Source organism: Pseudomonas sp. B14(2022), from assembly GCF_012030485.1.
Classification (GTDB): Bacteria; Pseudomonadota; Gammaproteobacteria; order Pseudomonadales; family Pseudomonadaceae; genus Aquipseudomonas.
The window spans coordinates 31687-43434 of sequence record NZ_JAAUVM010000004.1 but is presented as its reverse complement, the minus strand read 5'-3'; the positions used below and the strand labels follow the sequence as shown (position 1 = coordinate 43434).

Annotated in this window: 10 protein-coding genes; 5 read left to right on the top strand and 5 right to left on the bottom strand. The window is 62.5% G+C overall.

Annotation, left to right across the window (positions count from 1 at the left end; genetic code table 11):
- The first annotated feature begins 87 nt into the window (after positions 1–87).
- Positions 88–651 (top strand): nicotinamide riboside transporter PnuC, encoded by a 564-nt coding sequence (gene pnuC / locus HCF10_RS07985; RefSeq protein ID WP_131696494.1) that lies wholly within the window; start codon positions 88–90, stop codon positions 649–651.
- On the top strand, positions 648–1166 hold the full coding sequence (locus tag HCF10_RS07980; RefSeq protein WP_167655206.1) for an AAA family ATPase: 519 nt from the start codon (positions 648–650) through the stop codon (positions 1164–1166). Before pnuC ends, HCF10_RS07980 begins: the two co-directional genes overlap by 4 nt.
- A 38-nt stretch (positions 1167–1204) precedes the next feature.
- Here HCF10_RS07980 and ggt read toward each other — a convergent pair whose 3' ends face one another.
- Entirely contained in the window at positions 1205–2929 is a 1725-nt protein-coding gene (ggt, locus tag HCF10_RS07975; RefSeq protein ID WP_131696496.1) for a gamma-glutamyltransferase, read from the bottom strand.
- A 160-nt stretch (positions 2930–3089) separates the two neighbouring features.
- Here ggt and HCF10_RS07970 point away from each other — a divergent pair, with 160 nt between their 5' ends.
- Positions 3090–3740, top strand: a complete 651-nt coding sequence (locus HCF10_RS07970) for a TetR family transcriptional regulator (protein WP_145338824.1) — start codon at positions 3090–3092, stop codon at positions 3738–3740.
- Between the two features lie 10 nt (positions 3741–3750).
- Here the strand turns inward: HCF10_RS07970 and HCF10_RS07965 are convergent, their stop codons facing one another.
- The 4 genes from HCF10_RS07965 to HCF10_RS07950 all read right to left on the bottom strand — a co-directional run bounded on the left by HCF10_RS07965 (position 3751) and on the right by HCF10_RS07950 (position 9512).
- Positions 3751–7272 carry a molybdopterin cofactor-binding domain-containing protein gene (locus HCF10_RS07965; RefSeq protein WP_167655205.1) on the bottom strand — a complete coding sequence of 1174 codons (3522 nt, stop codon included), beginning with the start codon at positions 7270–7272 and terminating at the stop codon, positions 3751–3753.
- Positions 7269–7760, bottom strand: coding sequence for a (2Fe-2S)-binding protein (locus HCF10_RS07960; RefSeq protein ID WP_131696499.1), 492 nt, complete (start codon positions 7758–7760; stop codon positions 7269–7271). Before HCF10_RS07960 ends, HCF10_RS07965 begins: the two co-directional genes overlap by 4 nt.
- 142 nt (positions 7761–7902) lie before the next feature.
- Positions 7903–8337, bottom strand: a complete 435-nt coding sequence (locus tag HCF10_RS07955) for a MarR family winged helix-turn-helix transcriptional regulator (RefSeq protein WP_131696656.1) — start codon at positions 8335–8337, stop codon at positions 7903–7905.
- A gap of 122 nt (positions 8338–8459) precedes the next feature.
- A complete protein-coding gene (locus tag HCF10_RS07950; protein WP_131696500.1) occupies positions 8460–9512 on the bottom strand; it encodes a 2,5-dihydroxypyridine 5,6-dioxygenase in 1053 nt (350 codons plus the stop codon).
- Positions 9513–9816: 304 nt separating this feature from the next.
- Between HCF10_RS07950 and HCF10_RS07945 the strand changes: the two genes are divergently transcribed.
- Together HCF10_RS07945 and HCF10_RS07940 are read left to right on the top strand one after the other, a co-directional pair.
- Positions 9817–10950 carry an FAD-dependent monooxygenase gene (locus tag HCF10_RS07945; RefSeq protein ID WP_167655204.1) on the top strand — a complete coding sequence of 378 codons (1134 nt, stop codon included), beginning with the start codon at positions 9817–9819 and terminating at the stop codon, positions 10948–10950.
- Positions 10947–11747 carry an alpha/beta fold hydrolase gene (locus tag HCF10_RS07940; protein ID WP_145338821.1) on the top strand — a complete coding sequence of 267 codons (801 nt, stop codon included), beginning with the start codon at positions 10947–10949 and terminating at the stop codon, positions 11745–11747. Before HCF10_RS07945 ends, HCF10_RS07940 begins: the two co-directional genes overlap by 4 nt.
- Position 11748 lies beyond the last annotated feature (1 nt).

The following is an 11748-nucleotide window of genomic DNA, read 5'->3' as shown; positions in this document are numbered from 1 at the left end:
CTCTCCCACATTTGCCCTACTGTGTTTTGAAGATTGCTGGCCTCTGGTTACAATCCCCGCCCTCTCCCACTCTCCCAAGGAACTGCCATGTCCGGGCTTGAACTGTTCGCCGCCGCCCTGGGGGTGATCGCTGTCTGGCTGACGGTCAAACAGAACCCCTGGTGCTGGCCCATCGGCCTGGTGATGGTGTTGCTGTACACCTGGGTGTTCTATGACGTGAAGCTCTATTCCGACATGCTGCTGCAGGTGGTCTACGCCGCCTTGCAAGTCTACGGCTGGTGGCAGTGGACCCGCGCCGGCGAGGTCAGGCAAGGGCGCCAGGTCACCCGCCTGGGTTGGCCCGCAATAATGACCAGCATGGCCATCGGCGCGGTCGGCAGCCTGCTGCTGGGCGCTGCGATGGCGCACTGGACCGATGCCGCCCAGCCCTGGCTCGACGCCGCCCTCACCGGTTTCAGCCTGGTTGCGCAAATGTGGATGGCGCAGAAACGCGTGCAATGCTGGCCGCTGTGGATCGCGGTGGATGTGATTTTCGTCGGACTGTTCCTCTACAAGGGCTTGTATCTCACCGCTGCGCTCTATGCCCTGTTCACCGTGATCGCCGTGCAAGGCTGGCGTGAATGGCGCGCCGACCCGGCGTTGCAACCATGAAGGTGGTCGTACTGGCCGGCCCCGAATCCAGCGGTAAAAGCTGGCTGGCCGCCGAACTGCACGCGCATTTTGGCGGTTTGATGGTGCGTGAATACGTGCGCGATTTCATGGACCATCACCAGCGCGACACCACCCTGGCGGATATTCCAGCCATCGCCCACGGCCAACTGGCCTGGGAAGATGCCGCCCGCGCCCGGCAGCCGCGCCTGCTGGTCCTCGACACTCACCTGCTGACCAATAAACTGTGGAGCCAGACCCTGTTCGGCGACTACCCGGCATGGCTCGACGACGAACTGCTGGCCCGGCAGTACGACCTGCACCTGCTGCTGTCGCCGGATGATGTGGAATGGACCGCCGATGGCCAACGCTGCCAGCCGGAACTGGCCGACCGCCGGGCGTTTTTCCAGGACAGCCTGGCGTGGATGCAGGCGCATCGACAGGCGGTGGTGGTCATCAGGGGGAGTTGGGAGGAGCGCCGCACCGCCGCGTTTGCTGCGGTAGAACAGCTGTTGTAGTGAGCGGGCTTGCCCCGCTCACTACAACACCGGGGCGGTTAGTAGCCCAACGACAGGCCGGTATTGCGACGCGGGTCATTCGCCCCATAGAAGCGGTTGTTACCTACCGGCTTACCCTCCAGGGACGGTGCCCCCACCAGGATCGCCGCCAAGTGGTTGGCATCCTGCGGCCCGGCAAACTTGTGGCCCCAGCTTTCCAGAATCTTCTGGGTGTCCGGGCTGACCGCGAAGGTCTCCAGGTTGGTGGTTTCCGGCATCCATTGCTGGTGGAAACGCGGCGCGTCCACGGCTTCCTGGATATTCATCTTATAGTCGATGACATTCAGGATGGTCAGCAAGGTCGCCGTAATGATGCGGCTGCCGCCCGGTGTACCCACCACCATCACGGCCTTGCCGTCCTTGGTCACGATGGTCGGGCTCATCGAGGAAAGCGGCGCCTTGCCCGGTGCGATGGCGTTGGCTTCCCCCTGGACCAGCCCGTACATGTTCGGTACGCCGACCTTGACGGTGAAGTCATCCATTTCATCGTTGAGGATCACCCCGGTCTTGCTCGCCATCACGCCCGCACCGAACCAGTCGTTGAGGGTGTAGGTCACCGAGACCGCGTTGCCCCACTTGTCGACGATCGAGTAGTGGGTGGTGTTGTTGCCTTCGTGCGGCGACACACCCGGCTTGATTGCCTGGGAATCCCCGGCCTTGTGCGGATCGATGGCGTCACGCAGTTTGGCCGCGTAGTTCTTGTCCAGCAGATGCTCGATCGGGTTCTTCACGAAATCCGGATCGCCCAGGTAGCTGTTACGGTCCACATAGGCGTGGCGCATGGCTTCGATCTGGTAGTGCAGGCCCTGGGCCGAGTGATAGCCCAGGTCAGCCATCGGGTAGCCTTCGAGGATGTTCATGATCTGGCAGATCACCACCCCACCCGAGCTTGGCGGCGGTGCCGAGACCACGTGGTAGCCACGGTAGTCGCACTCGATGGGCGCCAGTTCGCGGGTTTTGTACCTGTCGAGGTCGGCCTGGGTGATGATGCCCTTGCCGGCCTGGCTGGAATCCACTAGGGCCTTGGCGACCCAACCCTTATAGAAACCGTCGCTGCCCTTGGCGGAGATTTCCTTGAGGGTCTTGGCCAGGTCTTTCTGCACCAGCTTCTGGCCGACCTGCAGCGGCTGGCCGTTGTGCAGGAAAATCCCGCGCATATCCTTGTCTTTTTCGAACTCGCCGGTGGCGGTGTGCAGCAGGTCGATATCGCCCTGCTCCAGGGCAAAGCCGTTTTCCGCCAGCTTGATCGCCGGGGCAATCACCTGGGCGCGTTTGAGTGTGCCGTACTTGCTCAGGGCCAGCTCCATGCCGGACACGGTGCCGGGCACGCCGACAGCCAGATGCCCCTTGGCACTCAAGCCTTCGACCACATTGCCGGCCTTGTCCAGGTACATATCAGCGGTGGCCGCCAACGGGGCCTTTTCGCGGAAGTCGAGGAAGGTCTTGCGCCCATCCGCCAGTTGCACGGTCATGAAGCCGCCGCCGCCCAGGTTACCCGCCGCCGGGTACACCACCGCCAGCGCGTAGCCGACCGCCACGGCGGCATCCACCGCGTTCCCGCCGGCCTTGAGTACATCCACGCCGACATGCGTGGCCAAATGCTGGGCGGTCACCACCATGCCATTTTCACCGGCCACCGGTGCCTGGGAAGCGGCTTGCACGCCGCTGACCGTCAACACCAAGGCGGTGGCAATTAATGCGCGGTTGAAGGGTTGGTATTTCATCCATGGCTACTCTAGTTATTGAGACGCACCAAAATAGCCCGCCCCGAATTTAATCCCCAGCGCAATGGCGTTTTTATTACAGAACCTGTCGGTCACAGAACGGAGCGGAAAAAGCCCATGCTATATTTCGCGCCCAAACTGTCCTGCAAGGCGCTTTGACATGGCGATCAAGAAGACCGGAATTCGTGCCCAACAGGCGGACCAGACGCGTTCACGCATTCTGCAGGCGGCGGTCAAGGTGTTCACCCGCGACGGCTATTCCGGTGGGCGCGTCGACACCATTTCCAAGGAAGCCGACTCCAACGACCGCATGCTCTATTACTATTTCGGCAGCAAGGAACACCTGTTCGTCTGCGTGCTGGAACACACCTACGAGCAGTTCAACCACGCCGAAAGCACACTCAAGCTGGACCTGGATGCGCCGGTGCAGGCCCTGCGCGAGCTGGTCGCATTTATCTGGAACTACTACGTCAAGCACCCGGAGTTCGTGGCGATCCTGAGCATCGAGAACCTGCACCAGGGCAAGCACGCCAAGCAGTCCGGCGAATTGCGCAGGCTGTCGGGGGAAGCGGTCGGCGTATTGCGCCCGATCATCGAAGCCGGCCAGGCCCAAGGCGTGTTCCGCAAGGATGTCGACCTCAAGCACGTGTACTTGATGATCGCCTCGCTGTGCTACTTCTATAACTCCAACCGCCACACCCTCAGCTCATTCCTCGGCGAAGACTTGTCGAACAAGGGGCAGCAGCAGGATTGGCTGGGGTTTATCAGTGACCTGGTGGTGCGCGGCGTGACCCCCCTCCCACCGCTTTAACCCTGTCGTGTCAGTGAGTACCAGGGTTGGCGCGCAGCTGCGCGACCTTCTGTTCCACCCCACTCCACACCGGCGCATTCGGCGCAAACCGCCCGCGCAGGTACGCCACCAGATCCGCCACCTGGCTGTTGGACAAACTGTCCTTGAAACCCGGCATGTAGCCCAAGTCCTGGGTCGCAGGTTTGCTGATGCCTTGCAGGATCACCTTGATCAGATTGTCCGGCTGGTCGCTGTACACATTGGTATTGGTTGCCAGCGACGGGCTCACCCCAAACAATTTCGGCCCCAGCCCGTCGGCGTGGCAGGCCTTGCACGCACCTTCGAACACGCGCCGGCCATTGGGATTTGGCACCGTCGCGGCCACCTGCACTTCAGCAACGGCCTCGCCCTTCAGCGACGCCAGGTACACCGCCATCGCACGGATATCTGCCTTGGGCAGTTTCGACAACTCGCTCACCACCGGCCCCATCGGGCCTGCCGCCACACCATGGGCATCGGAATAGCCGGTGCTCAGATAGGTGAATAGCTGGTCCTCGGTCCAAGGCGTCGGCGCCTTCGACAACCCGGTCAGTGCCGGCGCCTCCCAGCCATCGACCATGCCGCCCGCCAGGAAGGACTTACCACCCTTCTCGGCCCCCATGAAATTGCGCGGCGAGTGGCACGCGGCGCAGTGGCCCAAGCCATTCACCAGATAATTGCCGCGATTCCATTGCTCGCTGCGCTCAGGCTGCAGCGATATTTCACCGCGGCGCAGATTCAACGCATTCCACCCCGCCATCAGCGGCCGGATATTGAACGGAAAACCCATGGCATTCGGCGTCGGCGCCTGGCTGACCGGCGCCTGGGACATCAGGTAGGCGTACAGCGCCTGCATATCCGCATCGTTGATATTGCGAAACGCCGTATACGGAAACGCCGGGTACAGGTTGCGCCCGTCGCGACCAATGCCATCGCGCATCGCCCGCTCGAACGCAGGATAAGACCAGGCGCCGATGCCGGTCTCTACATCCGGGGTGATATTGCTGCTGTACAGGGTACCGAAGGGGGTTTCCATGGCCAATCCACCGGCATTGACCGCGCCACCGGGCGCCGTATGGCACACCGCGCAATCGCCCACCGCCGCCAGCAAGCGTCCGCGCTCCAACGTGGCCTTGGACCAAGTGCCGGCACTCGGCGCAGCGATGGGTGCGATTTCATTGTGAAACGGCCAGGCCGTAGCCAGCAGCGCGCCCAACGTCGCGAACAGCGCACCAAACCACCACTTGCGGCGTTTTTCCGGCGACCTGGCCGGTTCACCCAACGTGCCGGCATTCAGCGCCGCCAGCACCCGCTCCGGGGTGATCGGCAATTCGCGAAAACGAATCCCGGTGGCGTCGTAGATCGCATTGGCAATCGCCGCCGCGCTGGGCACCGACGCCGATTCACCCGCGCCCATAGGCGGCTGGTCCTGACGCGGCATCATCAGCACGTCGATCTGCGGCACCTCCGGGAACGTCAGGATCGGGTAACCGCCCCACTCCTTGCTCGCCACCGTCGATTCTTCAAAGGTCACACGCTCCTTGAGCACGCGGCTGGTGGACTGGATCACATTGCCGTGGATCTGATGCTGCACGCCAGACGGGTTGATCATCATCCCCGCGTCATGCCCGATCACCACCCGCGTCACCGACACATCGCCGGTGTGCTTGTCGATGGCCACGTCCGCTACCCAGGCGGCCCACGCTGCGCCGAAGCCGGGGAACTTGCTGTGGATGTAGCGCGCGTAGGCAAAGCCGCGACCGCGCAGCAGGTGGTCTTCACTGGCGGTCTGCATCGGCGCGGTGCGCGGTGACCAGTTGGCGCGTTCGGCGGTGGATTTCACCAGGTCGATGGCGCGCTCGTCCTTCAGATAGCGCAGGCGGTATTCCACCGGGTCGACGCCGGCCGCGAAGGCCAGTTCATCGATATAGGACTCGTGGGCAAAGGTGTTGGGCAACGCCGACACGCCGCGCATCCACGACGCGCGCACGATGGGCGCCATGTCGTTGATGGTCACGCGCAGGTTGTCGATGTCGTAGGGCGGAATCGAGGTGCGGTCGCCCATCTCGAACATCGCCGCCAGCGGTTCGACGCGGCCGGTGAGCAAGAGTGCCAGGGTCGGTGCGCCGTTGGAGGGGTAGCTGGTGTCGAAGTCGTAGGCGGCGATGCTGCCATCGGCGTTGAGGCCGCCGTCCACCTCCATCAACTGCGCGGTGCCCTTGGGCTCCCACAGGTGTTCCTGTTCGCGGCTCAATTGCACGCGCACCGGCTTGCCCACCGCTCGGGACAACAGCAAGGCATCGGCGCACACATCGTCGGCGCAATTGCGTCCGTAACAACCGGAAGCTTCCATGCGGATGACCTCGATCAGCGCCTCATCGCATTCCAACAACCACGCCAGGTCGGCGCGCAGCAGGTGCGGGTTCTGGCTGCCGGACCACACGCGGCTGCCGGCCGGCGAGTAATCGGCCAGCCCGCAGGAGGGACCGATGGAGCCATGCATCTGGTATGGCCACAGGTACGTACGCGGCATGCGTTGGCTGGCGTCGGCCAGGGCTGCGTCGACATTGCCCTGGTCAAGCACGGTGCGGCGCACCCGTGGGTTATCGCGGATGGCCTGTTCCACATCGCCCATGTCCGGCAGCGCGGTATTCCAGGGTTTCCAATGCACCTGCAACGCCTGGGCAGCCTTGATCGCCTGCTCTTCGCGCAGCGCCACTACGCCGACAAAATCGCGGATCACCACCACCGCGACGATACCGGGGATATGGGCGATGGAGTCTTCATCCACGCGCAGCAGGCTGTTGCCGACAAAGTCACCGCAATCAAGCCCTGCATACGGCGGGCGGATCACCCGGCCGTGGAGCATGTCCGGCACACGCATATCGTGCACATAGGTCAGTTCACCGGTGGCCTTGCCTGGGATGTCTACCCGCGCAGCGCCCTTGCCCACCAGGTGATAGTCCTCGACGGCCTTGAGGGGCGCATCGCCGCTGATGCGCAACTGGTCGTGCTGGCCGCTGACCAGTTCCGCGTAGGTGCTGGTACGCCCGTCGACGCCGTGAATCATGCCGCCTTCCACCCTGAGGCTGGCCGTGCTTACGCCCCAGCGCCCCGCCGCCCGCGCCAACAAGAAGCGCCGCGCCTCCGCCGCCGCATTACGCAGTGGGATCGCGGAAATCTGCAACGTGGCACTGGCAATGGTCGCGCCCTGGTTCGGCACGCGCTCGGTATCGCCGAGCACCATCTTCACCTGCTTCATGCTCAGGTCGAGTTCCTCGGCGACGATCTGCGCCAGCGCGGTACGTATGCCGGTGCCCAGGTCCACATGGCCGTTGAATGCGTACACCAGGCCGTCATCGTTGACGGCAATAAACAGCCCCAGCTCCTTGGGCTTCACGCTGGGCGTCCCCCCCTTGGCCACCGGCCCCGAAGGCGGCAGCACGTCATCGACGATCAACAGAACGCCGGTCTTGGCCAGCCACTGGTCACGGGAAAGCGGGGTGTCGGTCATGGTGATCCATCCACGTTCATCAGGCGCGCGGCTCGCAGCACCGCGCGAAGGATTTCGATATGGGTGCCGCAGCGGCAGAGGTTGCCCGCCAGCTCAAGGCGCACCTGGGCTTCGCTGGGGCTGGGGTTACGGTCGAGCAAGGCCTTGGTGGCCATGATCATGCCGTTGAGGCAGTAGCCGCATTGCGCGGCCTGCTCATCGATAAAGGCCTGCTGCACCGGGTGCGGCGCCTCGCGGGTACCGAGGCCTTCGAGGGTGACGATCTTGCGCCCCACCGCGCCCGACAGCGGAAATACACACGACCGCGCAGCGACGCCATCGATGATCACGGTGCACGCACCGCACTCGCCCAGGCCGCAGCCGTACTTGGGGCCGTTGAGTTGCAGATCATTGCGCAGTACCAGCAACAGCGGTGTATCCGCCATGGCGCTGACTTCGCTGGTTTGCCCATTGACCTCAAGCGCTACCGTGATGTGCTGGCTGATCATTTGCTTCGCCCGAATCATTTGATGAAGTAGGCACTACATTAATAAGCCAAAAAAAAGCGTCGCGAACCTGGGGTCTCACGACACACTTGACTGATGAAGTGCCTGCTACATCAACACAGAGCAAAAACGATGCCAGCCGGCTTTATTCCTGGGGATCGTCGATCATCTTGCGCAACAGAAACAGCACCGCGATCCGTTCGGCAGGGTTGAGGTTGCTCATGGTCAATTCGCTGATCTGTGCGGCGCGGGGCGTGGTTTGCGCGACCAGCTCGGCGCCGGCGGCAGACAGATCGACCACCACCTTACGCTTGTCCTGCGGGTCGGGCTCAAGGGTGATCAGTTCCTTGGCCTTGAGCCGCTCGACAATCCCGCGAATGGTCGCCTGGTCCACGGCCGTGGCCTTGACCAGTTCAGTGAGGGAACTTGCACCGTGATCGCGCAACGCACACAGGGTGACGAACTGCACGGCGGTAAGCTGGGAATCGCCGACATTCTGCTGAAAAATCGCCAGGTGGCGCTGGTAGGCCTTGCGCAGCAGGTGGCCAACTTGTTCAGAAAAAACGTAGGAATCAGGCACGGCGAGCTCGGTGGGTGGTTGGCGATGGGTGGGCATGATGGCCGCGTTATTGGATGTACTCAAGTTTCCCACTGAAGAAACTCGGTCAAACATGTGGGGGACTTGACCCCCACATTGGATTTTCAGCGTGCCAGGGAAGCTTTTGGGGCAACCACATCCCCGCCAATGACCACCGCCTCATCATCCAGATACACATCGCAGTTACGCAGCGGAATATCCATATGGCAGGGCGTCTTGCGTGTGCCACCCACTTCGGTATTCGGCCCGGTGGAAAACAGGAAATTGCCATAGAACGCCCGCGCATCCATGCACATGCCGTCATTCTTGTCGTGCAGCCCCATGGCCGTCCACTGCGCCCGTGGCTGCAGGCCCCAGCCGATATGGGAGATGCCGTACACCTCGGGATCATTGAAGTACTTCATGTAGTCACGCAGGTACTCGGCCTCGAAACCGCCGTGGATCCCGGTGATAAAGCCCTTCTCGATTTCCAGGGTGATCTGCTCGCGGGTATAGGTCTTGAACGGCAGCAGAATATCGCCGACATCCAGCACCAGCACGCCCTCGGCGGTTTCTTCATTGGGCCAGGAAAACAGGAAACCGCTCGGCCAATGGTCCCAGCGCCCCGGCTCATCGGCAAAACCGTACTCGGTCACCGACGGGTACTGCCCCAATGCGGCGCGGAAATCACTGCCGGCGCGGGACTTCACATGGATCGAACGCGCCTTTTTCAGTAACTGCTCGGCGGCCAGCACACGCACCTTGTCGGCCTCGGTGGGCAGCATGCGCGCCAGCACTTCCGGCGGTTCCACCGCCAACAGGATGCGCGTGCCGGTCTTGAGGATCTGCTCCTGCTCCGGCGAATGCAGAAGCATCATGGTGTCGACGATCAGGTCGGCCGCCTCCAGGGCGCGCTGGGCGGCGAGATTGCCGGTGAGCGCGGTGTCGCCGCAGTAGGCGGTCATGTCATTGCCCATCGCCCGTGGATGGTTGAACGATGGCAGCTCCACCGCATACACCTTGGCCCCCAGGCGCTGCGCCGCATCCATCGCGGCGCGCACGGTGCGCGGGTCGGAGTAATGGCTCTTGAGCACGGCAACGCTCTGAGTCGGATCGACCTTCGACAGCTTCAGCACGTGTTCAAACATCTGGGTCAGTTCGCAATCGCTTACCGGCATTTTCCTGTCTCCTGTGGGGCTGCACCACGTTCAGGCATCGCGCTTCACACTGGTGCATTTATATAGCGTACACGCCAATTAATATTGATAAGACCTGAATTGAGGACGGACTGCAAGCACCGCACAAAAACGTTACCTTTTCACACATACCCAACAGATACAGGGATAAATACAGTACAGATGACGAATACAGCCAAAAAACAATTTCATTAAGTTGGGCTTTCAATTTTAAAAAAGTAGCGTATACACTAAAAACTCGCGGTCAGATGCCGCCGACAATCAAAGAGACAGAGGATCACGCCCCATGGGAAGCACACAAAAAATCGCTATCGTCGGTGCCGGCCTGGGCGGTGCAGCTGCAGCCACCCTGTTGCAGCAAGCCGGCTTCGACGTCGACATCTACGAGCAGGCACCCGAGTTCTCCCGGCTGGGCGCGGGGATCCACATGGGCCCCAACATCATGAAAATCTTCCGCCGCATGGGCATCGAAAAGCAGCTGGACCTGATGGGCTCGCACCCCGAGTACTGGTTCAGTCGTTGCGGCGAAAGCGGTGAATACCTCTCGCGTATCCCGCTCACCTGCTATGGCGCGTCCTACATCACCGTGCACCGCGGCGACCTGCACGCCCTGCAGATGTCCACCCTCAAGCCTGGCACCCTGCACTTCAACAAGCGCCTGGAAACCCTCGAAGAAACCGACACCCAGGTGCGCCTGACCTTCGCTGACGGCGAAGTGACCTATGCCGACATCGTGATCGGCGCCGACGGCATCAATTCAAAGATCCGCGAGGAACTGCTCGGCGCGGAAAAGCCGTTGTACAGCGGCTGGGTCGCGCACCGCGCGCTGATCCGTGGCGACCAATTGGCCAAGTACGACTTGAAGTTCGAGGACTGCATCAAATGGTGGACCGAGGACCGCCACATGATGGTCTACTACACCACCGGTAAGCGCGACGAGTACTACTACGTGACCGGCGTGCCCCATGCCGAATGGGACTTCCAGGGCGCGTTCGTCGACAGCAGCCGCGAAGAGATGTTCGACGCCTTCAAGGGCTACCATCCCACCGTGCAGGCGTTGATCGAGAGCACCGAAAGCGTGACCAAGTGGCCGTTGCGCAACCGCAACCCGTTGCCGCTGTGGAGCCGTGGCCGCCTGGTGCTGCTGGGCGATGCCTGCCACCCGATGAAGCCACACATGGCCCAAGGCGCCGGCATGGCCATCGAAGACGCCGCGATGCTCACCCGCTGCCTGCAGGAAACCGGCATCAGCGACTACCGCACGGCCTTTGGACTCTACGAAGCCAACCGCAAGGAGCGCGCATCCCGCGTGCAGGCCGTATCGAACGCCAACACCTGGTTGCGCACCCAGGAAGACCCGGCCTGGGTCTATGGCTATGACCTCTACGCCCAGCCGCTCAAATCGGGGGTGGCCGCGTGAGTACCTTCCTCTACGGCGGCAACGTCCAGGCCAATGGCATTCGCCAGCATTACCTGCGCTATGGCGGCAAAGGCCCGACTCTGATTCTGATCCCGGGCATCACCAGCCCGGCGATCACCTGGGGCTTCGTGGCCGAGCGCCTGGGCGCGCAGTTCGACACCTACGTGCTGGATGTACGCGGGCGCGGGCTGTCCTCGACGGGTCCGGAGCTGGATTACAGCGCGGATACCTGCGCCGAGGACGTCGGTGCCTTTGCCGATGCGCTGAACCTGGACAGCTACCACCTGATGGGCCACTCCATGGGCGCGCGCTTTGCCGTGCGCAGCGCCGTGCTGCATCCCCAGGGCGTCAACCGCATGGTGTTGATTGACCCACCGGTATCCGGCCCGGGCCGACGCGAGTATCCGAGCAAATTGCCGTGGTACGTCGACTCGATCCGTCAATCCCTGGTCGGCATGGATGCACAGGCGATGCGCGCCTTCTGCGCCACCTGGACCGACGAGCAACTGCACCTGCGCGCCGAATGGCTGCACACCTGCTTTGAGCCCGCCATCGTGCGCGCCTTCAATGACTTCCACACGGTGGACTTCCACCAGGACCTGCCCCACCTCATGGCCCCAGCCCTATTGATGGTGGCCGGACGCGGCGGCGTGATCCTCGACGAGGACATCGCCGAGATCCAGGACCTGCAAGCGCGCATCCAGGTGGTCCGCGTGCCGAATGCCGGACACATGATTCCGTGGGATGACCTTGAAGGTTTCTTCGATGCCCTCGGCGACTTCCTCACACAACAATAAG